The following is a 23,372-nucleotide window of genomic DNA, read 5'->3' on the forward strand; positions in this document are numbered from 1 at the left end:
TGAGGTCAGCGCGAGAGTTTGATTTTCGAAATGCAAGAAAAGAAAAAGGGTAGCCAAGGCTACCCTTTTACTCGTGCGCGATGAAGTCGTTAACGGATCAACCGCGGCCGTACTTCTTGCGCATCGCCTCGATCGTTCGCAGCTGGGCTGCAGCCTCGGCAAGGCGCGCAGCAGCGGAGCCGTAGTCGAACTCGGCACCTTTCTCGTGCAACGCTTTTTCGGCGGCTGTAACAGCAGCTTTCGCCGCCGCCTCGTCCAGGTCCTTCGCGCGAGTAGCGGTATCGGCAAGTACCTTCACCATGTTCGGCTGGACTTCAATGAAGCCGCCGGAAATGTAGAAGATTTCCTCACCGCCGCCCTGCTTGATCACTCGCACCGGACCGGGCTTTAGGTCGGTCAGCAGTGGAGCGTGGCCCGGCAGAATACCCAGATCACCCAGGTGACCATGAGCGACAACCATCTCCACCAGCCCCGAGAACAGCTCTTCTTCCGCACTGACGATGTCACAGTGGACTGTCATAGCCATACTTATGCCTCGGTAATGAGCTTGGCTGGCAACGGTGGCCGCCAGCTGAGCTTATTGGCGCCCGCGAACGGGCGCGCCAGTTACAGTTTGTTGGCTTTTTCGATGGCTTCGTCGATACCGCCAACCATGTAGAACGCCTGTTCCGGCAGGTGATCGTAATCACCGTTGAGGATGCCGGCGAAACCACGGATGGTTTCTTTCAGCGAAACGTACTTACCAGGCGAACCGGTGAAGACTTCGGCCACGAAGAACGGCTGGGACAGGAAGCGCTGAATTTTACGAGCACGCGATACCAGCTGCTTGTCGGCTTCGGACAGCTCGTCCATGCCGAGAATTGCGATGATGTCCTTCAGTTCCTTGTAACGCTGCAGCACGTATTGAACACCGCGAGCGGTGTCGTAGTGCTCTTGACCAATCACGTTGGCGTCCAGCTGGCGCGACGTGGAGTCGAGCGGGTCGACCGCCGGGTAGATACCCAGAGATGCGATATCACGCGACAGAACCACGGTGGCGTCCAAGTGGGCGAAGGTGGTCGCCGGGGACGGGTCGGTCAAGTCGTCCGCAGGAACGTAAACGGCCTGAACGGAGGTGATCGAACCGCTCTTGGTGGAGGTGATGCGCTCCTGCAGAACGCCCATTTCCTCCGCCAGCGTCGGCTGATAACCCACCGCAGACGGCATACGACCCAGCAGCGCGGACACTTCGGTACCGGCCAGGGTGTAACGGTAGATGTTGTCGACGAACAGCAGAACGTCCTTGCCTTCGTCGCGGAACTTCTCGGCCATGGTCAGGCCGGTCAGTGCCACGCGCAGACGGTTTCCTGGAGGCTCGTTCATCTGGCCGTAGACCAGAGCAACTTTGTCCAGAACGTTGGAGTCCTTCATCTCGTGATAGAAGTCGTTACCTTCACGAGTACGCTCACCCACACCGGCGAACACTGAATAACCGCTGTGCTCCATGGCGATGTTACGGATCAGTTCCATCATGTTTACGGTCTTGCCCACACCGGCACCACCGAACAGACCGACCTTACCGCCCTTGGCGAACGGGCAAACCAGGTCGATAACCTTGATGCCGGTTTCCAGCAGCTCGTTGCCGCCCGCCTGTTCGGCATAGCTCGGCGCCGCGCGGTGGATACCCCAGCGTTCTTCTTCACCGATCGGACCGGCTTCGTCGATGGGATTACCCAGCACGTCCATGATCCGGCCCAGTGTGGCAGTGCCCACCGGTACGGAGATGGCAGCGCCAGTGTTGCTGACGTCCAAGCCACGCTTGAGGCCTTCGGTCGAGCCCATGGCGATGGTACGGACAATGCCGTCGCCCAGCTGCTGCTGGACTTCCAGGGTGGTTTCGGCGCCTGTGACTTTCAGCGCGTCATAAATGTTCGGTACCAGATCGCGCGGAAATTCCACGTCGATAACGGCGCCGATGATTTGAACGATACGTCCGCTACTCATGTTTGGTTCCTCTGAATATTTGAACCGTTCTTAAACCGCGGCAGCGCCGCCGACGATTTCCGAAATTTCCTGGGTGATCGCAGCCTGACGGGCCTTGTTATAGACCAGTTGCAGGTCGCTGATCAGCTCACCGGCGTTGTCGGTTGCGTTCTTCATGGCGATCATCCGGGCAGCCTGTTCGGCGGCACCGTTTTCGACCACGGCCTGGTAGACCTGGGATTCGACGTAGCGAACCAGCAGCGCATCGAGCAACAAGCGAGCGTCGGGTTCGTACAGATAGTCCCACTTACCTTTCGGCGCGGTCTGATCGTCGCTCGCAGCCAACGGTAGCAACTGGGCTACGGTCGGCTTCTGCGTCATGGTGTTGATGAACTTGTTCGACACCAGGTAGAGACGGTCCAGACGGCCTTGATCGAATGCATCCAACATGACTTTGACGCTACCGATCAGATCATTGATCGACGGCTCTTCACCAAGCCCGTTGACTGCCGCGACCACGTTGCCGCCAAAGCTGCGGAAAAAGCTCGCACCCTTGTTACCGATCACGCACAGGTCGGCTTCGACTTTACTGTCGTGCCATTCCTTCATGTTCTTGATCAGCGCCTTGAACAGGTTGGTGTTCAAGCCGCCGCACAGGCCACGATCGGACGAGACGACGATGTAGCCGACACGCTTGACCGAACGCTCAACCATGAACGGATGACGGTATTCAGGGTTCGTATTGGCCAAATGGCCAATCACCTGCTGGATCCGCTCCGCATAAGGACGGCTGGCAGCCATGCGCATCTGTGCCTTGCGCATCTTGCTGACCGCCACCTTTTCCATGGCGCTGGTGATCTTCTGCGTGCTTTTGATGCTCGCAATCTTGCTGCGAATCTCTTTTGCGCCTGCCATTTGACACCTATCGGGTTAGCAAGCGGGAGCCTCGCGGCTCCCGCTGCGGCTTACCAGGATTGGGTGGCCTTGAACGACTCGATACCGGCTTTGATGCCCGCGTCGATTTCGTCGTTGAAGTCGCCCTTCACGTTGATCTTGTCCAGCAGAGCAGCATGCTCATGATGGAAATAGGCAATCAACGCCTGCTCGAAGGCACCAACCTTGGCTACTTCGATGTCCTGCAGGAAGCCACGCTCGGCTGCGTACAGGGACACCGCCATGTCGGCAATGGACATCGGCGCGTACTGCTTCTGCTTCATCAGCTCGGTGACACGCTGACCATGCTCGAGCTGCTTGCGGGTCGCTTCGTCCAGATCAGAGGCGAACTGGGCGAAAGCCGCCAGTTCACGATACTGAGCCAATGCGGTACGAATACCACCGGAGAGCTTCTTGATGATCTTGGTCTGCGCTGCGCCACCTACGCGAGATACCGAGATACCGGCGTTAACGGCCGGACGGATGCCCGCGTTGAACATCGACGACTCAAGGAAGATCTGACCGTCGGTGATCGAGATCACGTTGGTCGGAACGAACGCGGATACGTCACCAGCCTGGGTTTCGATGATCGGCAGAGCAGTCAGGGAACCGGTCTTGCCAGTCACGGCGCCATTGGTGAACTTCTCGACGTACTCTTCGGAAACGCGCGAAGCACGTTCCAGCAGACGGCTGTGGAGATAGAACACGTCACCTGGGTAGGCTTCGCGTCCTGGCGGACGACGCAGCAGCAGGGAGATCTGGCGATAGGCCACGGCCTGCTTGGACAGATCGTCATACACGATCAGCGCATCTTCGCCGCGGTCACGGAAATACTCGCCCATGGTGCAGCCGGCGTAAGGAGCCAGGAACTGCAGCGCAGCGGATTCGGATGCCGAAGCAGCGACGATGATGGTGTTAGCCAGTGCGCCGTGCTGCTCAAGTTTGCGAACCACGTTGGCGATGGTCGACTGCTTCTGACCGATCGCGACGTAGACGCATTTGATGCCGCTGTTGCGCTGGTTGATGATGGCATCGATGGCCAGGGCCGTCTTACCGATCTGGCGGTCACCAATGATCAGCTCGCGCTGACCGCGACCAACCGGGATCATCGCGTCGACTGACTTGTAACCGGTCTGCACCGGCTGGTCGACCGACTTACGCCAGATCACACCAGGCGCGACCTTTTCAACCGCGTCAGTTGCCTGCGCGTTGACCGGACCCTTGCCGTCAACCGGATTGCCCAGTGCGTCGACGACGCGGCCCAGCAGTTCCGGACCTACCGGTACTTCCAGTACGCGACCGGTGCACTTGGCACTCATGCCTTCGGTCAGGCTCTGGTAAGCGCCCAATACCACGGCACCTACGGAGTCCTGCTCCAGGTTCAGGGCCATACCGAAGACGCCGCCAGGAAATTCGATCATCTCCCCGTACATGACGTCGGCCAGGCCGTAAATGCGAACGATACCGTCGGAAACACTGACGATGGTGCCTTCGTTACGCGCTTGGGCAGACACGTCGGAACTACCGATGCGCTGCTTTATAATTTCACTAATCTCGGAAGGATTCAGTTGCTGCATGCCACGACCCTCAAATCAGGATTTCAACGATTCGGCCAACTGGCTCAGTTTGCCGCGGACCGAACCATCGACAACCACATCGCCGGCGCGGATAACAACGCCGCCGATCAGCGCAGGGTTTACGACCTGCTGGGGGTTGACGGTACGATCTAGCCGCTTCGACAGGGCGGCAGCCAAGGTTTGGAGTTGCGCAGGTGTCAGCTCGAAGGCTGTCTGCACTTCAACGTCGAGTGTCTTTTCAGCTTCAGCCTTGAGCTCCTCGAACAGCTCCCGAATAGTCGGCAACACATCCAGGCGATCGTTATCGCCCAGAGTGGTAACGAAGTTCCGGAACGCCTCATCGATGTCGCCACCAAACAGCTGAACCAGCGTCTTGACCTTGCTTTCGCTGGTAAGACGCGGGTTCTTCAGCAGTTCGGCAACTTGGGGAACGTCAACGGCGACCGCAGCCAGGCTCAACATGCCCGACCAGGCATCAATCCGGCCAGCCGAGCTGGCGAATTCGAAAGCGGCCTTTGCATAGGGCCGAGCAAGCGTCTGGGTATTGATCATCGCTTGCCTCGCTTAGAGTTGGGAGGCCAGTTTTTCGACCAGATCGTTGTGCGCCTTGGCGTCCACCTGGGACTCCAGGATCTTCTCCGCACCCATGACAGCCAAAACGGCTACCTGGTTACGCAGTTGCTCCTTGGCACGATTCACTTCCTGCTCGATTTCGGCGCGGGCGCCGGCTACCAGTCGCTCGCCTTCGACGCGCGCCTGTTGCTTGGCATCCTCAACGATGGCGTTGGCCTGCTTGTTGGCTTGCTCAAGGATCTGGGCAGCTTGGCCCTTGGTCTCGCGGAGGGTGTTGGACACCTTTTCCTGAGCCAATTTTAGGTCTTGCTGCGCACGGCCTGCGGCGTCCAGCCCTTCGGCAATTTTCTTCTGGCGTTCTTGCATGGCCTTGGTGATGGGCGGCCATACGTACTTCATGCAGAACCAGACGAAAATAGCGAAAGCGAACGTTTGACCGAACAGCGTCAAGTTAATGTTCACAGCGATATACCTCGTGCTATCTCGTTCGACGCGGTTGTCAATTCCACGGCAACGGGGCTCGCCAGGCGAACCCCATCAGGAACCGGAAAAGTCTTAAGCAGCGACAACGAAGATGAGGTACATCGCGATACCAACACCGATCATCGGTACGGCGTCGAGCAGACCGGCCATCAGGAAGGTCTTGGTTTGCAGCTGAGGAGCCAGCTCGGGTTGACGAGCAGTGGATTCCAGCAACTTGCCGCCCAGCAGGGCGAAGCCGATGCCAGTGCCCAGGGCACCCAGACCGATCATGATAGAGGCGGCGATGTAGACGAGTTCCATGTAAAGCTCCTGAAGCTAAGGGTTAAGGTTTTCTTGGGTAAAGCGAAGCTGTTTGAACCGGATCAACGGTTACGGTGTGAGTTCGGCATGTCCGTGATCTTCATGCGCAGAGCTCAGGTACACCACGGTCAGAACCATGAAAATGAACGCCTGAAGCGGGATCACCAGAATATGGAAGATCGCCCAGGGCACATTCAGGGTCCACTGCACGTAGAACGGCAGCAGCGCGATAAGGATGAACACCACCTCACCGGCATACATGTTGCCGAACAGACGCAGAGCCAGGCTCAGCGGCTTGGTCAGCAGACCGAGGATCTCAAGGAACAGGTTGAACGGAACGAGCGACCAATGGTTGAACGGCGTGAATGCCAGTTCCTTGGTGAAACCGCCGAAGCCCTTGACCTTGAAGCTGTAGAACAGGATCAGAATAAACACGCCGAGCGAGAGACCGAAGGTGCCATTCGGGTCCGCAGTCGGAACGATCTTGAAGTACGGCAGGCCCATCAAGCTGGCTAGGCCAGGAATGTAGTCGACCGGAATCCACTTCAGGCTGTTCATCAAGAACACCCAGACGAAAATGGTCAGTGCCAATGGAGCAATCAGCGCATTGCGGCCATGGAAGGTGTCTTTCACCACGCCTTCGACGAACTCGACGCACATCTCGACGAAATTCTGCAGGCGCCCCGGAATACCGGCCGTAGCGCCCTTGGCTGCCATGCGGAAGACCAAGATGAAGACCAGGCCCATGAACAGCGACCATCCGAGCGTGTCGAGATGGACGGCCATGAAGCCCATGTCACGCGCTTCCAGGCCTGATTGAGCAATGGTCCAGCCAGCCTGATCAACGACTGAGCCGTCCGCACGCACGTAACCTTCCGGCAGTTTTCCGTAGGTCAGATTCTGCAGGTGATGCTGGATATATTCCGCCGGGGTACTCGCCATAAACGCCTCAGTGCTCAATGCTTCGGATTAGTTTTCATCAGCAGGAGGGCGCTCGCTCCAGCGCCAAGAACCAACAAATAACCGACGAACAAGGCTGCCGGTTGCAGCGGCTTCACTCCTACAAACACCAGCGCAAAAAGCGCTGCTGCCAGAATCTGTTTACCCATTTCACCAGCCCAAAGGGACTGCACGATGGCTCTAGCCGATCTTGCGCCAAAATAGCGAAACGCCTTGAACGCGAAGTACAGATTAGCCAATAACGCAATCAGGCCGCCCAGCAATCCCGAATAGCCGGCGACAATACCAAAAATCAAGCCGCACGCGACGCCAGCGCCTAACGCAACAACCGCCTGTACGGCTAACACACGTACTACAGGCAACCGATGGAGAGGTGTCTTGTTGCGTATATTCACCGTGCATCCATCGCCAAGAATCGTTTGCCGTTTAGCTTGACTGCAGTCAAAAAAAGCGCCGCGAGTATAGGAGCAGCCCATCCTGCGTTCAACCGTCAGGTAGCACTTTCTGACGGGCACTACATAAACTTTGTATCAGCGGATGTGCGCAAGCACACCCTGCAGCTCATCCAGCGAACTGTAACGGATTACCAGCTGGCCCTTGCCCTTCTCGCCGTGTTTGATTTGCACCGGCGAGCCCAGGCGCTCAGCCAGGCGCTGTTCCAGACGGGCGATGTCAGGGTCACTTTTCGGCTCAGCCTTGGCGTTTTCCGGCTTGCTCAACCATTGCCTGACCAGCGCTTCGGTCTGCCGTACAGTCAGGCTGCGTGCGACAACGTGCCGCGCGCCTTCAACCTGCTGATCGGCCGGAAGCCCGAGTAAAGCCCGAGCGTGGCCCATTTCCAGATCACCATGCGAGAGAAGCGTCTTGATCTCCTCCGGCAGTGCAATCAGACGCAGCAAATTGCTAATGGTCACACGTGATTTGCCCACCGCGTCCGCGACCTGCTGCTGTGTGAGCTGAAATTCCTGCTGCAGCCGCTGTAGCGCAACGGCTTCCTCGATGGGACTGAGATCCTCGCGCTGGATGTTCTCTATCAACGCCATGGCGATGGCAGCTTCATCGGAAACATCCCGGACCATAGCGGGGATCCGATCCAGGCCAGCCTGCTGGCTGGCACGCCAGCGCCGCTCTCCGGCGATGATTTCATAGCGACCAGAGCCGATCGAGCGAACCACAATCGGCTGCATCACACCCTGGGTACGAATCGAGTTGGCCAGTTCGTCGAGCGTAACCGGATCGATATCACGGCGCGGCTGGTACTTGCCTCGCTGAATCACATCAAGCGGCAACTGTTGCAGCTCATGCACATCGGCGTGGGCCGCTTCCTCTTGTATCACCGCCACATTGGTGCCGCCGAGCAGGGCATCCAGACCGCGTCCCAGGCCTCGTTTCTTGGTCGCCATGAAGTTTCCTTATGCGGTTGCACTGCGGGCGGCCCGGCGCTGGCGGCGCGACAATTCGCCCGCCAGCGCCAGATAGGCCAAAGCGCCCTTTGATTGCTTGTCATAGACCAGCGCCGGCATGCCGTGACTGGGGGCTTCGGCCAGGCGTACGTTGCGTGGAATAACGGTGTCGTAGAGCTTCTCACCGAAGTGCGCTTTCAACTGCTCGGTAACATCGTTGGTCAGGCTGCTGCGCGGGTCATACATGGTGCGCAGCAAACCCTCGATCTTCAGTGCCGGATTCAGCGCCTGACCAATACGCTGGATCGAGTTGACCAGATCGCTGAGGCCTTCGAGCGCGTAGTACTCGCATTGCATGGGAATGATCACGCCGTCGGCCGCCGTCAGCGCATTGATCGTCAGCATCGAGAGCGAGGGCGGGCAATCGATGAGTATGTAGTCGTAATTCTCGCGCACCGGTGCCAGCGCTTCGCGCAAGCGATTCTCTTTGGCCGGGAGGTTCAGCAAGGCGACTTCAGCGGCGGTCAGGTCGCGGTTGGCTGGCAGTAACTGATACCCGCCGTGCTCCGAGAACTGCATGGCATCGACCAAGCTGCATTCGCCGATCAACACGTCGTAGATCGAATACTCCAACGCCAACTTATCCACACCGCTGCCGGTGGTGGCGTTGCCCTGTGGATCAAGATCGATCAGCAGCACGCGGCGGCGCGTCGCCACGAGCGAAGCCGCCAGATTGATGCAGGTGGTGGTCTTGGCGACACCGCCCTTCTGGTTGGCGATGGCAAATACTTTAGCCATGGTCAGTGTCTGTCCGGGTCATGAAGTGCGCCGCAGTATCAGCAGATGGCGTTGCCCTTGGCAACCTGGAACCTTGAGAACCGCACAGCAGTCCAGCTGGAAGTCCGTGGGCAAAGCCTGCAGCTCGTCGTCCGGATGCACGCCCTTCATGGCTAGCCAGCGGGTATCAGCATCGCTGAGATGGCGCGTCCAATTTGCAAAATCTTCAAGCGAGCTAAACGCCCTCGAGGTGATATCAGAGAACGGCTGCGGCGGAGTGAACTGCTCGACGCGGCTGTGGACAACTTCAACGTTGGTGAGTTTCAGCTCTAGCTTTACCTGAGTGAGAAAGCGCGTCTTCTTGCCATTGGAGTCGAGCAGGGTGAAGTTGCGCTCGGGAAACATGATCGCCAACGGAATGCCAGGCATGCCGCCACCGCTCCCCACATCAAGCCAGCGCGCACCGCCCTGCTCGGCTTGTGGCACTACGCTAAGGCTGTCGAGCAGATGTCTGGAGACCATCTCCGCCGGGTCGCGCACAGCGGTCAGGTTGTAAGCCTTGTTCCACTTTGTCAGCAGCGCGAGATAGTCCATCAGCTGTTGTTGCTGAAGGCTGCTCAGGTCGAGCCCCAGCTGTAATGCACCTAGCCTTAGCTCATCAGCAAGGTTGGCCAATTCCGTTGCCATCAAGCGCTCTGCTCCAGCTTCTGCCCAGCACTGCGTTTTTTCAAATGAATCATCAGCAGCGAAACTGCAGCCGGCGTGACGCCAGGAATCCGGGAGGCTTGCCCGAGGGTCTCGGGTCGGGCCTGGGACAGCTTGTGCTGGATCTCTTTCGACAACCCGGAAATGCCCGAGTAATCCAGCTCGGCGGGTAGCACGATGGACTCGCTGGCCCGCAAGCGAAGGATTTCCTCCTGCTGACGGTCAATGTAGCCGGCATACTTGGTCTTGATCTCTACCTGCTCGGCGACCTGCGGGTCTTCAGCACCACCGCCAGTGAGTTGCATGAGGCCCCGATAATCGATTTCCGGGCGCGCCAGGAGATTCAGCAGGTTGTATTCATGGGTCAGCGGGGTCCCGAAACGCTCGGCGATCGCATCGCCTTGCTCGGTTCCAGGGCGAACCCAGGTGCCCTTGAGGCGTTGTTCTTCCTGCACGATGCTCTCGCGCTTGCGTTCGAACGCAGCCCAACGTAGGTCGTCGACCAAGCCCAACTCCCGTCCTTTTTCGGTCAACCGCAAATCAGCGTTGTCCTCACGCAGAATCAGTCGATATTCGGCGCGCGACGTGAACATTCGATACGGTTCCTGCGTCCCGAGCGTGATCAGGTCATCGACCAGTACGCCGAGATAAGCTTCGTCCCGCCGTGGGCACCAGCTTTCCAGCCCCTTGGCGCGCAGCGCGGCATTGGCTCCCGCGAGCAAGCCCTGGGCGCCGGCTTCTTCGTAACCGGTCGTCCCGTTGATCTGTCCGGCGAAGAAAAGACCCGCAATCACCTTGGTTTCCAGGCTGTATTTCAGGTCGCGCGGATCGAAGTAATCGTATTCGATGGCATAGCCGGGACGCACGATGTGCGCCTGCTCCATGCCGCGAATGCTTTGAACGATCTGCAGCTGCACGTCAAAGGGCAACGAAGTCGAAATGCCGTTCGGGTAAAGCTCATGGGTGGTCAGGCCTTCGGGCTCGATGAAGACCTGATGGCTGTCCTTGTCGGCAAAACGATGAATCTTGTCTTCGATCGACGGGCAATAGCGCGGTCCCACACCCTCGATGACACCGGAATACATCGGTGATCGATCAAGGTTGGCGGCGATGATTTCGTGAGTGCGCGCGTTGGTGTGAGTGATCCAGCAGCTCACTTGTCGCGGATGCTGCGCGGCGTGACCGAGAAAGGACATGGGAGGGATCGGCGTGTCGCCCGGTTGCTCGGTCATCACCGAAAAATCGACGCTGCGACCATCGACTCGCGGAGGTGTACCGGTCTTCAGGCGGCCAACCCGTAAAGGGAGCTCGCGCAGACGTTTGGCCAAAGCAATCGAGGGAGGATCGCCAGCCCTACCGCCAGAATAATTCTGCAAACCAATGTGGATAAGTCCGCCAAGGAAGGTACCGGTTGTCAGTACAACCGATTCGGCGAAAAAACGCAGGCCCATCTGGGTAACCACGCCCTTGACCTGATCTGCCTCTACGATCAAATCGTCCGCCGCCTGCTGAAATATCCACAGGTTCGGTTGGTTTTCCAATACCTCACGAACAGCGGCCTTGTACAAAACGCGATCAGCCTGGGCGCGGGTTGCCCGCACAGCTGGGCCTTTGCGGCTGTTGAGTACTCGAAACTGGATTCCGCTGCGGTCGGTGGCGGTCGCCATGACGCCGCCGAGCGCGTCGATTTCCTTCACCAAATGACTTTTGCCGATGCCACCAATGGCTGGATTGCAGCTCATTTGCCCCAGCGTTTCGACATTGTGGGTCAGCAAGAGTGTTTTTACGCCGATTCGAGCGGCTGCTAGCGCAGCTTCGGTACCGGCATGGCCGCCGCCGATAACGATGACGTCAAAACGGGAAGGGAAATCCACCACGCACCTCGTGCCTGTTTGGTTGAGTCTCAGCAAGCTCGCCAGTATAGGCACTCGGTGAGCATGAAAGAAGGCCTCCTGAACAAAAAATGATCAGTAATGACCTTGTCTTGCTGGAGCCAAGGATTAAATAAAAAAACAAAGAAATTATTTAAAGCTTGTTTTTATGTTTATAACTATGCAGGCAATATCTGTGGATACATTCCTGTAGTTCTTGCAAATAGTGGGCTACAGCCAAACTAAACACTGTGCTCAGCTGAGGTATAGCCGGTGGACGCCCCGTTAACACCCTGTGCATGAAACGTGATGTTATCCACAAGGGTACGAAACCTGGCGTTTCCGCACTGTTTATTAACCGGGTTCGTCTTGAGTTTTCCACAGAGCTTAAATCGGCTCGCTGGCTAAACCGAACCACTCGCTCTGCAACAATCAGTCGATCAGAGAATACGAGCGAGGATAAGGCTGAGCACCCGAAGCAGCTGGGCGCGTGATGGCAATCAAGCCAAACGTCTCCAGGCGGGGTCTGGAAAGGAGGCCGCGTCTGCCCGACTCAACGCCAGGACAGCGCTGAGGTGAATGTTCGAAGAAGAGGACCCTATTGGCTGACTATTTGCCGATGCAAAAGCTGGAGAAGATGCGGCCCAGCAAATCGTCTGAGCTGAATGTACCTGTGATCTCGCCAAGTGCCTGCTGCGCCTGCCGAAGGTCTTCAGCCAGCAGCTCGCCTGCGCCTGCCTGTGTTAACTGAGCATGACCGTGCTCCAAGTGCTCAGCGGCCTTGCGTAGCGCGTCCAGGTGCCTGCGCCTGGCGCTGAAGGCGCTTTCCGCTGTCTGGTCATAGCCCATGCAGTGCTTGAGATGCCCACGAAGCATCTCAAGGCCCTCACCAGAGCGGGCGGACAAGCTGAGCGTCGTATGCCCGTCCGGGTCGACTGAGAGCGCGACCACGTCGCCGGTGAGGTCGGCCTTGTTGCGAATGACCGTAGTCTTGGCAGGATCAGGCATCGTTAGCAGCAGGTCAGGCCAATGGGACTCATCATCAAGGACAGAGGTCGCACTGGCATCGACCACCAGCAGCACACGGTCAGCATCCTGTATGGCTTTGATCGCTCGCTCCACCCCGATCCGCTCCACCTGGTCCTCTGTACTACGCAGTCCGGCGGTATCGATTATGTGCAATGGCATCCCATCAATCTGAATATGTTCTTTCAGCAGGTCTCGTGTCGTGCCGGCAATATCTGTCACGATCGCCGCCTCCCGCCCCGCCAGGGCGTTGAGCAGGCTTGATTTTCCGGCATTGGGGCGCCCAGCGATGACCACGTTCATTCCGTCACGCAGCAAAGCCCCCTGCCCAGCCTCGCGTAGTACTGTGGATAACTCAGCGCGAACCTGCTCAAGCAGCGCGAGCACCCGGCCGTCCGCGAGGAAGTCGATTTCTTCTTCTGGAAAATCGATCGCCGCTTCGACGTAAATGCGTAGCTGCACGAGGCTTTCGGTGAGGTTATGTACGCGACGGGAAAAATCTCCCTGCAGCGACCGTACCGCGTTTCGTGCTGCTTGCGCCGAGCTCGCCTCGATCAGGTCAGCGATCGCCTCTGCTTGAGCCAGGTCCAACTTGTCGTTAAGAAACGCTCGTTCGCTGAACTCGCCGGGCCGAGCCGGCCGGATCCCAAGCTCTACGCAACGTTGCAACAACATGTCCATCACGACCGGCCCGCCATGGCCCTGGAGTTCCAGCACATCCTCGCCGGTAAATGAGTGGGGGCCGGGGAAGAACAGCATCAACCCTTCATCAATAACCTCTCCGTCATCGGCATGGAAGGGGCCGTAGTGCGCATGACGAGGAAGTGGCTCGCGGCCGCTGAGTGTGATCGCAACAGCTTTGGCTCGGGGCCCTGAAACGCGTACGACACCAATCCCACCACGACCAGGTGCTGTGGCGACGGCAGCGATGGTCTCGCGATCTTGGCTCATCAGACTCTCCCAGGTATCGATAATGCAAAACGCCCCAATCAAGGGGCGTTCTGTTCACTTCGACGGATCAGGTTGCGCTGGCAGCCTGTCCGGTGATCTTGCGGGTAATGTACCACTGCTGCGCAATCGACAAACAGTTGTTGACGACCCAGTACAGCACCAGACCTGCCGGGAACCAGAGGAAGAAAAAGGTGAAAATAATCGGCAGCAGCTTCATCACCTTGGCTTGCATCGGATCCGGTGGCGTGGGGTTCAATTGCTGCTGGATGAACATGGTCACGCCCATGATGATCGGCAGGATGAAGAACGGATCCTTGATAGACAGGTCAGTGATCCAGAACATCCAGGGCGCCTGACGCATTTCAACGCTTTCCAGCAGTACCCAGTACAAAGCGAGAAAGACCGGCATCTGCACGACGATCGGCAAGCAGCCGCCCAGCGGATTGATCTTCTCCTTCTTGTACAGCTCCATCATCGCCTGGGACATCTTCTGGCGGTCGTCGCCGAACTGCTCCTTGAGCGCCTGCATTTTCGGCGATACCGCCCGCATGCGTGCCATCGACCTGTAACTGGCTGCCGAGAGCGGGAAGAACGCCAGCTTAATCACGATAGTCAGCGCAATGATCGACCAGCCCCAGTTACCCAGGAGTGCGTGGATATTCTGCAGTAGCCAGAAGATGGGTTGGGCGATGAACCAGAGAATGCCGTAGTCGACCGTCAGGCGGAGGCCTGGCGACAGCTCTTCCAGTTGATCCTGGCTCTTCGGACCGGCGTACAGCGTGGCGTATGTTTCACCTTGGCCACCCGGCGCCACCGAAACAGCGGGTCCGGTGAAGCCAATGATGTAGTTGCCTTGGCTGTCCTTGCGCGTCTGAACGACGTTGGTCTGATCAGGCGCTGGGATCCAGGCTGTCACGAAGTAGTGCTGCAACCAGGCGATCCATCCGCCCTCGACAGTCTTCTTCAGGCTTTTGTCGTCCATGTCACCCATGGAAACCTTGGTGTATGGCTCATCCTTGGTCCAGAGCGCAGCCCCAAGATAGGTAGCTGTACCCGTTGCGGTGCTGGAAGAAGGATCTTTGCTGTCATCGCGCTTGAGCTGGCCGAACATGTGCCCGGTCCAGGGCTTTTCGCTTTGATTGTTGATCAGGTAGCGCACACCAAGATCGTAATCACCACGCTTGAAGGTAAAACGCTTGGTGTATTCGATACCGTCTTCGCTGTAGTTCAGATCGACGACAAGCTGGTCCTGATTCTCGCCCAGCTGATACTGCTGTTGCGCGCTGCGATACAGCGGACGGCCGCTGGCTTTGTCCGGGCCGTCACCGATCAACCCGCTCTGTGCTTCATAGGTGCGCTCGCCGCTGCGCTCGAAAAGCTGGAACGGGACGTCAGGCCGATCCTGACGACGCGGGAACTCAGGTAAGCGTAGATCCACGATATCGCCGCCGCGTGGATCGATCGCAAGATCCAGAACATCGGTGCGTACGTGAATCAGCTGAGAACTGGCCTGGGTCTCGGGAACCGCGCTTGCCATCGGCTCACTGCTTACAGCAGGAATATCGCCCTGTCCGTTTTCGTTGCTGGCGGTGGCCGGAACAGAGGGAAGCTGTGCGGCTGAAGACTGTTCTAGGCGGGTCTCGTCAGGGATGGCGGTCTGACCGTAGTCCTGGTTCCACTGCAAAACCATCAGGTAAGCAACGACTGCCAGGGCGACAAGCAGGATCGAGCGTTTGATATCCATGGTTACTCGGTCATCGAAGATGAATTGGAGGGGGTGTTGGAAGGCACGGGATCATAGCCGCCCGGATTCCATGGATGGCAACGGCCAAGCCTGCGCAGGCTCAGCCAGCCACCGCGCAGCAAGCCATGCGTTTCAATGGCCTCTTGTGCGTAGCAGGAGCAAGTTGGGTAAAAGCGGCAGTGACTGGCCATCATCGGACTGATGGCGTACCGGTAGAAGCGGATGGGGACAAGCGCGAGCTTACGCATCAGCGGGGCTGCTCTGGACCTGATTCGTGTCCGGCACAGGGGTACGAGCCAAGCGTCTCCAGAGTTTGGCAAACTGCTTTGCCAGTTCTGGGTTATCCAGTTCCGCTAAACCCTTGCGTGCGATGACCACGATGTCCCACCCCGTCAACTCCATCTGATGGAGACGAAAGGTTTCACGCAGTTGCCGCTTGATGCGATTGCGTTCTACCGAGAGCTTGACGCTCTTCTTGCCAATCACCAATCCGATTCGCGGATGTGGCAATTGATTTTCGCGCACCAGTAGCAGGATGTTCCTGCCCGGTAACTTACCGGAAGGGGAGTCGAAGACAGCCTTGAACTGGCTCGGGGTCAGCAGACGCTTTTCCCGACCGAAGTCTCGACTCACTACCTGTTCCGGCGTCTTCAGACTGCCAGACGCTTACGGCCTTTGGCGCGGCGACGCGACAGGACGGCCCGGCCGTTTTTGGTAGCCATACGAGCACGGAAACCGTGGGTGCGAGCGCGCTTGAGGGTGCTGGGTTGGAAAGTGCGTTTCATGATGCGTTACCTGGTGATCCATTGCGGGCCGGAATGGCCCCCTTTTAAGAGACCGGCGATTGTAGAGAAGCTGGGCGGTGAGGTCAATTTCCAACCAACATCGTTCAGGCATAAGAGGAATAGATAAAGAAAGAAGATAAAGATCTTCTTAATGCAATGGTTATAGATGGTGGTGCCGTTTTCTGTGGACAGCTCAGTGAAGGCCCGGATCCACGCGGGTTTCAGCGGTCCAGAACCTTCTGCTTAAACGGTGCGTATGCGGTGGAACCTCGTTGGGTTACCTGTGGATTAAACGCTGCGTTATCCACAGCTAGGGTTATTCATTACGCTGTGCACAGGCTTTTCCAATGCTCTAAGGGTGTCTTATCAACAGGTCTTAGCCGGGCTGATCACGGTTTGCCAAAACTCTATGATTGCGCGTTTGCCTTACATAACGCTGCCTGACTGTGGATAACTGATTAGCTCAGGGCTACAATGAGCTCCGTTTTAAGCTCGCCAGCTGTAGGAGACTCTGTGTCGGTGGAATTATGGCAGCAGTGCGTTGACCTCTTGAGAGATGAGCTGCCGGCCCAGCAATTCAATACCTGGATTCGTCCGCTTCAAGTCGAAGCTGATGGAGATGAATTGCGGGTCTATGCACCGAACCGCTTCGTTCTGGATTGGGTTAACGAAAAGTATTTTTCGCGCTTGATGGAATTGTTATCCGAACGTGCACCGGGGCAGGCGCCCTCTTTGTCCTTGCTGATTGGTAGCAGACGAACGGCTTCTACGCGTCCGGCCGCCGGTTCGGTTTCTCGTTCTCAGTCACAGGTCGGCGCTCCTGCTGCCGCGGCACCACCTGCTGCTTCATCCTACGAACCGGCTGCTGTGGTTTCCGCTGAGCCTGTCGCACCGCCAAGCGCGCCTTCTCGCCCTGTTGAACGCAACGTGCAAGTCGAAGGTGGACTGAAGCACACCAGCTATCTAAATCGCACGTTTACCTTTGAGAATTTCGTCGAAGGTAAGTCCAACCAACTCGCGCGGGCAGCTGCCTGGCAGGTTGCGGACAATCCCAAGCATGGCTACAACCCGTTGTTTCTTTATGGCGGCGTAGGGCTTGGCAAGACTCACCTGATGCACGCGGTTGGCAACCATCTGTTGAAGAAGAACCCCAACGCCAAGGTGGTTTACCTCCATTCCGAGCGGTTCGTCGCGGACATGGTCAAGGCGTTGCAGCTCAACGCGATCAACGAGTTCAAACGCTTCTACCGTTCGGTGGATGCGTTGCTGATCGACGATATTCAGTTCTTCGCAAAAAAAGAGCGGTCGCAGGAAGAGTTTTTTCACACGTTCAACGCATTGCTAGAAGGTGGGCAGCAGGTAATTCTCACCAGTGACCGCTACCCGAAGGAGATCGACGGGCTCGAAGAGCGGTTGAAGTCACGCTTTGGCTGGGGGCTGACGGTGGCTGTCGAGCCACCGGAACTGGAAACCCGCGTCGCAATCCTGATGAAGAAGGCAGATCAGGCGAACGTCGAGCTACCCCATGATGCTGCGTTCTTCATTGCGCAGCGCATCCGTTCGAACGTCCGCGAGCTGGAAGGTGCGCTGAAACGCGTGATCGCCCACGCCCACTTCATGGGGCGGGACATTACGATCGAGCTGATTCGCGAGTCGCTGAAAGACTTGCTCGCCCTCCAGGACAAGCTCGTAAGTGTTGATAATATTCAGCGCACCGTCGCGGAATACTACAAAATCAAGATATCCGACCTTCTTTCGAAAAGACGCTCGCGTTCGGTCGCAAGGCCTCGGCAGGTCGCGATGGCATTGTCGAAAGAACTCACCAATCACAGCCTGCCGGAAATCGGTGACGCCTTTGGTGGGCGCGATCACACGACGGTGTTGCACGCCTGTCGTAAAATCGCAGAACTTCGCGAATTGGACGCTGATATTCGTGAAGATTACAAGAATCTGCTGCGTACATTGACAACCTGAACAGACTGCAGCCATTTAATAGGCAAGGGACCAGACCATGCATTTCACTATTCAGCGCGAAGCCTTGTTGAAACCTCTGCAGCTGGTCGCCGGCGTCGTCGAGCGTCGCCAGACGTTGCCGGTATTATCGAACGTATTGCTGGTGGTTGAAGACCATCAGCTGTCGCTTACCGGCACCGATCTTGAAGTTGAGCTGGTCGGGCGCGTCGCCCTGGAAGATGCATCCGAGCCAGGCGAAATTACAGTGCCGGCGCGCAAACTGATGGACATCTGCAAGAGCCTTCAGCCTGACGCGCTCATCGATATTCGCCTGGATGATCAGAAGATCGTGATCAAGTCGGGGCGCAGCCGCTTCTCTCTTTCGACCTTGCCGGCTAATGATTTTCCGACAGTTGAAGAAGGTCCGGGCTCGCTGAATTTTAGTGTCAACCAGGGCAAGATGCGCCGTCTTATCGAGCGTAGCAGCTTCGCCATGGCACAGCAGGATGTGCGCTACTACCTAAACGGCATGCTCATCGAGGTTTCCAGCGGCATGTTGCGCGCGGTTGCAACCGATGGGCATCGTTTGGCTATGTGTTCCATGCAAGCCGGCATCGATCAGCCCGACCGACATCAGGTCATCGTCCCACGTAAGGGCATTCTAGAGCTGGCAAGGCTACTGACGGATCAGGATGGTGAGGTCAGCATCGTTCTAGGCCAACATCACATTCGAGCCACCACAGGCGAATTTACTTTTACCTCCAAACTCGTCGATGGGAAATTTCCCGACTACGAGCGCGTCCTGCCCCGTGGTGGCGACAAACTGGTGGTGGGTGAGCGTCAGACATTGCGCGAAGCGTTCAGCCGTACGGCAATTCTTTCCAATGAAAAGTATCGCGGCATTCGGCTGCAGTTGGAATCGGGACTGCTGAAAATTCAGGCGAACAACCCCGAGCAGGAAGAAGCAGAAGAAGAAGTCGCTGTGGACTATTCCGGCGGTGCTCTGGAAATTGGTTTTAATGTCAGCTACCTGCTGGACGTGTTGAGCGTCATGACGACTGATCAGGTCCGCTTAATTCTGTCCGATGCTAATAGCAGCGCTTTGGTTCAGGAATACGATAACGACGATTCGGCCTACGTCGTCATGCCAATGCGCCTGTAATCCCCTATTGAATGTCACTTAGCCGCATCTCCGTCACCGGCGTTCGCAATCTGCAGCCGGTGACGCTTACCCCTTCCCCCCGGATCAACATCCTCTACGGTGATAACGGTAGCGGAAAGACCAGTTTCCTCGAGGCGATTCATCTCCTTGGAATGGCGCGCTCGTTTCGTAGCACGCGGCTGACGCCTGTCATAGGTCATGAGCATTCGAGTTGCACGGTGTTTGGCCAGGTCGAGATGGCTGATGGACAGTCTGGTGCTCTCGGTATCTCTCGAGATCGCAGCGGCGAAGCACGTATCCGGATCAATGGGCAGAGCGTCCGAAGCGCAGCGGAATTGGCAGATGCTCTGCCGTTGCAGCTGATCAATCCGGAAAGCTTTCGCTTGCTTGAAGGTGCGCCTAAGCTTCGCCGACAGTTTCTGGACTGGGGTGTGTTTCACGTGGAACCCCGATTCATCCAGGCTTGGCAGCGGCTCCAGCAGGCCTTGAGGCAACGAAACTCCTGGCTGCGGCATGGTACACTTGACCCCGCTTCCCAGGCGGCCTGGAGCCGCGAGCTTAGCGCAGCGAGCGAGGAAATCGACGGGTATAGGCGGGCCTATATTCAGGCGCTGAAACCGATTTTTGAGACTACATTGGCCGCGCTTTTAGACCTCGACGATTTCCAGCTGAGCTATTACCGCGGCTGGGACAAAGGGCGTTCCCTGACCGAAGTGCTGTCCGCGTCTATTGAGCGCGACAGAATCATAGGACACACCCAGGCGGGACCTCAGCGGGCTGATATTCGGTTGCGGATCGCCAACCATAACGCAGCGGAGACGTTATCTCGCGGCCAGCAGAAACTGGTGGTGTGCGCGTTACGGATTGCGCAAGGCCACTTGGTTAGTGAAGCCAAACGAGGCCAGTGTATTTATCTGGTCGATGACCTACCGTCCGAACTGGACGACCAGCACCGGCTGGCACTGTGCCGGTTGCTGGAACAGCTGAATTGTCAGGTATTCATTACCTGTGTCGATTCGAACGTATTGCGAGAAGGCTGGCGTCACGACACGCCAGTCTCAATGTTTCACGTGGAACATGGTGCAATTGCCCTGGACCACGGCCCCTCGGGAGTGAAGGCATGAGCGAAAACCACACGTACGATTCGTCCAGTATCAAGGTGCTCAAGGGCCTTGATGCAGTACGTAAGCGCCCCGGCATGTATATCGGCGATACGGACGACGGCACTGGTCTGCATCATATGGTCTTCGAAGTGGTCGATAATTCGATCGACGAAGCGCTCGCAGGTCATTGCAGCGACATTTCCATCACTATTCATGTTGATGAGTCCATCAGTGTTCGCGATAACGGCCGTGGCATTCCGGTAGATATCCACGAAGAAGGCGTGTCTGCAGCGGAGGTCATCATGACCGTCCTGCACGCTGGCGGTAAATTCGACGACAACTCCTATAAGGTATCCGGCGGTCTGCACGGCGTGGGTGTTTCAGTTGTGAACGCGCTTTCAGAAGAGCTGATCCTGACCATTCGCCGCGAAGGGAAGGTATGGGAACAGATCTATCGTCACGGTGTACCGCAAGCGCCGCTTGCTGCGGTCGGCGATACCGAGGACTCGGGGACCCAGATTCACTTCAAGCCGTCAGCCGAGACCTTTCAGAACATTCACTTCAGCTGGGATATCCTAGCTAAGCGACTGCGTGAGCTGTCTTTCCTTAATTCTGGCGTCGGTATCGTGCTGCGCGACGAGCGCAACGCCAAGGAGGAGTTGTTTAAGTACGAAGGCGGGCTCAGCGCCTTTGTGGCATATCTCAACACCAACAAGACGCCGGTCAATGAGGTGTTCCACTTCAATGTCCAGCGAGACGATGGTGTTGGTGTCGAGGTGGCTTTGCAGTGGAACGATAGCTTCAATGAGAATCTGCTGTGCTTCACCAACAACATCCCGCAACGCGATGGCGGTACTCACCTGGCGGGTTTCCGCTCGGCGTTAACGCGAAACCTGAATAATTACATCGAACAGGAAGGCTTGGCCAAGAAGCATAAGGTCGCTACGACTGGCGATGATGCGCGTGAAGGTCTGACTGCTATTATCTCGGTCAAGGTACCTGATCCAAAGTTCAGCTCGCAAACCAAGGACAAGCTCGTCTCGTCCGAAGTGAAAACCGCCGTCGAGCAGGAGATGGGCAAGCATTTCGCAGACTTCCTGCTCGAGAATCCCAACGAGGCGAAAGCCGTTGTCGGCAAGATGATCGATGCTGCGCGCGCACGTGAAGCAGCACGCAAAGCGCGCGAAATGACCCGACGCAAAGGCGCTCTGGACATCGCCGGTCTTCCCGGCAAGCTGGCCGACTGCCAGGAAAAGGACCCTGCCCTTTCCGAACTTTACATAGTGGAGGGTGACTCTGCGGGCGGCTCTGCCAAGCAGGGCCGCAATCGCAGGACCCAGGCCATCCTTCCGCTCAAGGGAAAGATCCTCAACGTCGAGAAGGCTCGTTTCGACAAGATGATCTCTTCGCAGGAAGTCGGCACCCTCATCACTGCGCTTGGCTGCGGCATCGGCCGCGAAGAATACAACATCGACAAGTTGCGTTATCACAACATCATCATCATGACCGATGCTGACGTTGACGGATCACACATCCGTACGCTCTTGTTGACGTTCTTCTTCCGCCAGTTGCCCGAGCTGATTGAGCGCGGTTACGTCTATATCGCACAGCCGCCGCTCTATAAGGTCAAGCGCGGTAAGCAGGAGCAGTACATCAAGGATGACGAGGCGATGGATGAATACCTGACCCAGTCGGCCCTTGAAGACGCCAGCCTGCACGTGAACGAGCACGCGCCAGGTCTGTCGGGGGAAGCCTTGGAGCGTCTGGTCCATGACTACCGAACCGTGATGAAGACCTTGCAGCGCCTATCGCGACTTTATCCGCAGGAGTTGACCGAGCATTTTATCTATCTGCCAAGGGTCAGCGTCGAGCAATTGGCTGATCAAGCCGCCATGCAGGCATGGCTTGAACCCTACGCAGCATTGTTGAAAGGCGTTGAGCGATCAGGACTGGCTTATAAGGCGAGTTTGCGTGAGGACAAGGAACGTCATCTCTGGTTGCCCGAGGTGGAAATCATCTCTCATGGGTTGGCCAGCTACATAACCTTCAATCGTGACTTCTTCGGTAGTAACGACTATAGAACTGTAACGGTTTTGGGCGACAAGCTGAACAGCCTCCTTGAAGAAGGCGCCTATGTTCAACGGGGTGAGCGCAAAAAGCCGGTCGCTACGTTCAAGCAGGCGCTTGATTGGTTGATGACCGAAGGTACGCGCCGCCACAGTGTCCAGCGCTACAAAGGGCTGGGCGAAATGAACCCGGACCAACTGTGGGAAACCACTATGGACCCTGCGGTTCGGCGAATGCTCAAGGTCACCATTGAGGACGCGATTACCGCTGATCAGATCTTCAACACTTTGATGGGCGATGCGGTTGAGCCGCGTCGCGATTTCATCGAGTCGAATGCGTTGGCGGTATCCAATCTCGATTTTTGATTCTTCTTCTTTTGTAGAGTAAGTGTTGTACCAAAAGCCCGGCGTGAGCCGGGTTTTTTGTTCCACGTGGAACGACGATAGCTTCAGTCGATGGTGTTCCTAGCTTTAATCAATTTTCAGCATCTCCTCTTGGCTCGTATGCTGTTCCCATTCAAAACTTCTCAAATTCTAGCCAGGGGAAAATTCCATGCTTGATAGCACTCTCAAAGCACAACTGAAAACCTACCTGGAAAAGGTCACCCAGCCGTTCGAGATCGTCGCGTCCCTCGATGACCGGGAAAAATCCCAGGAAATGCTCAGCCTGCTGGAAGACATCACCAGCCTGAGCGACAAGATCACCCTGCGTACCGACGGCAAGGATGTTCGCAGGCCATCGTTCGCACTCAACCGCATCGGCGGCAACATCGGCCTGCGTTTCGCCGGCATCCCGATGGGTCACGAATTCACCTCGCTGGTACTGGCCTTGCTCCAAGTAGGCGGTCATCCGTCGAAGACTGCGCCTGAGATCATCGAGCAGATCAAAGACCTCGACGGCGAGTACAACTTCGAAACCTACTTCTCGCTGTCCTGCCAGAACTGCCCGGACGTGGTACAGGCGCTCAATCTGATGGCCGTGCTCAACCCGAACATTCGCCACGTCGCCATCGACGGTGCGCTGTTCCAGGAAGAGGT

22 protein-coding genes and 1 pseudogene are annotated in these 23,372 nt (G+C 57.1%); 5 read left to right on the forward strand and 18 right to left on the reverse strand.

Going from position 1 to position 23,372, the window contains the following annotated elements:
- Window positions 1-97: 97 nt before the first annotated feature.
- The 18 genes from BUE09_RS04275 to rpmH form a co-directional block, all read right to left on the reverse strand.
- Window positions 98-526, reverse strand: coding sequence for a F0F1 ATP synthase subunit epsilon (locus BUE09_RS04275; RefSeq protein WP_019340927.1), 429 nt, complete (start codon window positions 524-526; stop codon window positions 98-100).
- 80 nt (window positions 527-606) lie between these two features.
- On the reverse strand, window positions 607-1,983 hold the full coding sequence (gene atpD / locus BUE09_RS04280) for a F0F1 ATP synthase subunit beta (RefSeq protein WP_019340926.1): 1,377 nt from the start codon (window positions 1,981-1,983) through the stop codon (window positions 607-609).
- Between the two features lie 30 nt (window positions 1,984-2,013).
- Window positions 2,014-2,877, reverse strand: a complete 864-nt coding sequence (gene atpG / locus BUE09_RS04285; RefSeq protein ID WP_073299433.1) for a F0F1 ATP synthase subunit gamma — start codon at window positions 2,875-2,877, stop codon at window positions 2,014-2,016.
- Window positions 2,878-2,927: 50 nt separating this feature from the next.
- A complete protein-coding gene (atpA, locus tag BUE09_RS04290) occupies window positions 2,928-4,472 on the reverse strand; it encodes a F0F1 ATP synthase subunit alpha (protein WP_019340924.1) in 1,545 nt (514 codons plus the stop codon).
- 15 nt (window positions 4,473-4,487) lie between these two features.
- A complete protein-coding gene (locus BUE09_RS04295) occupies window positions 4,488-5,024 on the reverse strand; it encodes a F0F1 ATP synthase subunit delta (protein ID WP_073299434.1) in 537 nt (178 codons plus the stop codon).
- 12 nt (window positions 5,025-5,036) lie between these two features.
- The gene (locus BUE09_RS04300; RefSeq protein WP_019340922.1) at window positions 5,037-5,507 is read right to left on the reverse strand and encodes a F0F1 ATP synthase subunit B; all 471 of its coding nucleotides are present in this window, start codon (window positions 5,505-5,507) and stop codon (window positions 5,037-5,039) included.
- 93 nt (window positions 5,508-5,600) lie between these two features.
- Window positions 5,601-5,828: a F0F1 ATP synthase subunit C gene (gene atpE / locus BUE09_RS04305; RefSeq protein WP_019340921.1), complete on the reverse strand. Its 228-nt coding sequence runs from the start codon at window positions 5,826-5,828 to the stop codon at window positions 5,601-5,603.
- A gap of 69 nt (window positions 5,829-5,897) precedes the next feature.
- Entirely contained in the window at window positions 5,898-6,770 is an 873-nt protein-coding gene (gene atpB, locus BUE09_RS04310) for a F0F1 ATP synthase subunit A (RefSeq protein ID WP_073299435.1), read from the reverse strand.
- A 14-nt stretch (window positions 6,771-6,784) separates the two neighbouring features.
- On the reverse strand, window positions 6,785-7,183 hold the full coding sequence (locus BUE09_RS04315) for a F0F1 ATP synthase subunit I (RefSeq protein ID WP_073299436.1): 399 nt from the start codon (window positions 7,181-7,183) through the stop codon (window positions 6,785-6,787).
- A 135-nt stretch (window positions 7,184-7,318) separates the two neighbouring features.
- The gene (locus tag BUE09_RS04320) at window positions 7,319-8,191 is read right to left on the reverse strand and encodes a ParB/RepB/Spo0J family partition protein (RefSeq protein ID WP_073299437.1); all 873 of its coding nucleotides are present in this window, start codon (window positions 8,189-8,191) and stop codon (window positions 7,319-7,321) included.
- Window positions 8,192-8,200: 9 nt separating this feature from the next.
- Window positions 8,201-8,989 (reverse strand): ParA family protein, encoded by a 789-nt coding sequence (locus BUE09_RS04325; RefSeq protein WP_073299438.1) that lies wholly within the window; start codon window positions 8,987-8,989, stop codon window positions 8,201-8,203.
- Between the two features lie 18 nt (window positions 8,990-9,007).
- Window positions 9,008-9,655 carry a 16S rRNA (guanine(527)-N(7))-methyltransferase RsmG gene (gene rsmG, locus BUE09_RS04330; protein ID WP_073299439.1) on the reverse strand — a complete coding sequence of 216 codons (648 nt, stop codon included), beginning with the start codon at window positions 9,653-9,655 and terminating at the stop codon, window positions 9,008-9,010.
- Entirely contained in the window at window positions 9,655-11,547 is a 1,893-nt protein-coding gene (mnmG, locus tag BUE09_RS04335) for a tRNA uridine-5-carboxymethylaminomethyl(34) synthesis enzyme MnmG (protein WP_073299440.1), read from the reverse strand. Before mnmG ends, rsmG begins: the two co-directional genes overlap by 1 nt.
- Before the next feature lie 606 nt (window positions 11,548-12,153).
- Window positions 12,154-13,521 (reverse strand): tRNA uridine-5-carboxymethylaminomethyl(34) synthesis GTPase MnmE, encoded by a 1,368-nt coding sequence (gene mnmE / locus BUE09_RS04340; RefSeq protein WP_073299441.1) that lies wholly within the window; start codon window positions 13,519-13,521, stop codon window positions 12,154-12,156.
- Between the two features lie 67 nt (window positions 13,522-13,588).
- Window positions 13,589-15,265, reverse strand: coding sequence for a membrane protein insertase YidC (gene yidC, locus BUE09_RS04345; protein WP_073299442.1), 1,677 nt, complete (start codon window positions 15,263-15,265; stop codon window positions 13,589-13,591).
- Between the two features lie 2 nt (window positions 15,266-15,267).
- Window positions 15,268-15,513 (reverse strand): membrane protein insertion efficiency factor YidD, encoded by a 246-nt coding sequence (yidD, locus tag BUE09_RS04350; protein ID WP_073299443.1) that lies wholly within the window; start codon window positions 15,511-15,513, stop codon window positions 15,268-15,270.
- Window positions 15,506-15,898 (reverse strand): ribonuclease P protein component, encoded by a 393-nt coding sequence (rnpA, locus tag BUE09_RS04355; RefSeq protein ID WP_073299444.1) that lies wholly within the window; start codon window positions 15,896-15,898, stop codon window positions 15,506-15,508. The genes yidD and rnpA overlap by 8 nt, the downstream gene beginning before the upstream one ends.
- Before the next feature lie 17 nt (window positions 15,899-15,915).
- A complete protein-coding gene (gene rpmH / locus BUE09_RS04360; protein ID WP_019340723.1) occupies window positions 15,916-16,050 on the reverse strand; it encodes a 50S ribosomal protein L34 in 135 nt (44 codons plus the stop codon).
- A 513-nt stretch (window positions 16,051-16,563) separates the two neighbouring features.
- On the opposite strand from rpmH, the gene dnaA reads away from it, so the two are divergent.
- The 5 genes and pseudogenes from dnaA to BUE09_RS04385 form a co-directional block, all read left to right on the forward strand.
- Window positions 16,564-18,024, forward strand: a complete 1,461-nt coding sequence (gene dnaA / locus BUE09_RS04365; RefSeq protein WP_073299445.1) for a chromosomal replication initiator protein DnaA — start codon at window positions 16,564-16,566, stop codon at window positions 18,022-18,024.
- A gap of 37 nt (window positions 18,025-18,061) precedes the next feature.
- Window positions 18,062-19,165 carry a DNA polymerase III subunit beta gene (dnaN, locus tag BUE09_RS04370; RefSeq protein ID WP_073299446.1) on the forward strand — a complete coding sequence of 368 codons (1,104 nt, stop codon included), beginning with the start codon at window positions 18,062-18,064 and terminating at the stop codon, window positions 19,163-19,165.
- A gap of 11 nt (window positions 19,166-19,176) precedes the next feature.
- A complete protein-coding gene (gene recF / locus BUE09_RS04375; RefSeq protein WP_073299447.1) occupies window positions 19,177-20,289 on the forward strand; it encodes a DNA replication/repair protein RecF in 1,113 nt (370 codons plus the stop codon).
- Window positions 20,286-22,700, forward strand: a complete 2,415-nt coding sequence (gene gyrB / locus BUE09_RS04380; RefSeq protein WP_073299448.1) for a DNA topoisomerase (ATP-hydrolyzing) subunit B — start codon at window positions 20,286-20,288, stop codon at window positions 22,698-22,700. The genes recF and gyrB overlap by 4 nt, the downstream gene beginning before the upstream one ends.
- A gap of 187 nt (window positions 22,701-22,887) precedes the next feature.
- Window positions 22,888-23,372: pseudogene (locus BUE09_RS04385) on the forward strand (alkyl hydroperoxide reductase subunit F); the annotation flags it as partial.

Source organism: Stutzerimonas xanthomarina DSM 18231 (assembly GCF_900129835.1).
Taxonomy (GTDB): Bacteria; Pseudomonadota; Gammaproteobacteria; order Pseudomonadales; family Pseudomonadaceae; genus Stutzerimonas; species Stutzerimonas xanthomarina.

Coding starts and splice junctions, on each gene's coding strand:
- BUE09_RS04275 (WP_019340927.1), bottom strand. CDS start 526: ATGGCTATGACAGTCCACTGTGACATCGTCAGTGCGGAAGAAGAGCTG.
- atpD (WP_019340926.1), bottom strand. CDS start 1,983: ATGAGTAGCGGACGTATCGTTCAAATCATCGGCGCCGTTATCGACGTG.
- atpG (WP_073299433.1), bottom strand. CDS start 2,877: ATGGCAGGCGCAAAAGAGATTCGCAGCAAGATTGCGAGCATCAAAAGC.
- atpA (WP_019340924.1), bottom strand. CDS start 4,472: ATGCAGCAACTGAATCCTTCCGAGATTAGTGAAATTATAAAGCAGCGC.
- BUE09_RS04295 (WP_073299434.1), bottom strand. CDS start 5,024: ATGATCAATACCCAGACGCTTGCTCGGCCCTATGCAAAGGCCGCTTTC.
- atpE (WP_019340921.1), bottom strand. CDS start 5,828: ATGGAACTCGTCTACATCGCCGCCTCTATCATGATCGGTCTGGGTGCC.
- atpB (WP_073299435.1), bottom strand. CDS start 6,770: ATGGCGAGTACCCCGGCGGAATATATCCAGCATCACCTGCAGAATCTG.
- BUE09_RS04320 (WP_073299437.1), bottom strand. CDS start 8,191: ATGGCGACCAAGAAACGAGGCCTGGGACGCGGTCTGGATGCCCTGCTC.
- BUE09_RS04325 (WP_073299438.1), bottom strand. CDS start 8,989: ATGGCTAAAGTATTTGCCATCGCCAACCAGAAGGGCGGTGTCGCCAAG.
- rsmG (WP_073299439.1), bottom strand. CDS start 9,655: ATGGCAACGGAATTGGCCAACCTTGCTGATGAGCTAAGGCTAGGTGCA.
- mnmE (WP_073299441.1), bottom strand. CDS start 13,521: ATGAGCCAAGATCGCGAGACCATCGCTGCCGTCGCCACAGCACCTGGT.
- yidC (WP_073299442.1), bottom strand. CDS start 15,265: ATGGATATCAAACGCTCGATCCTGCTTGTCGCCCTGGCAGTCGTTGCT.
- yidD (WP_073299443.1), bottom strand. CDS start 15,513: ATGCGTAAGCTCGCGCTTGTCCCCATCCGCTTCTACCGGTACGCCATC.
- rpmH (WP_019340723.1), bottom strand. CDS start 16,050: ATGAAACGCACTTTCCAACCCAGCACCCTCAAGCGCGCTCGCACCCAC.
- dnaN (WP_073299446.1), top strand. CDS start 18,062: ATGCATTTCACTATTCAGCGCGAAGCCTTGTTGAAACCTCTGCAGCTG.
- recF (WP_073299447.1), top strand. CDS start 19,177: ATGTCACTTAGCCGCATCTCCGTCACCGGCGTTCGCAATCTGCAGCCG.
- gyrB (WP_073299448.1), top strand. CDS start 20,286: ATGAGCGAAAACCACACGTACGATTCGTCCAGTATCAAGGTGCTCAAG.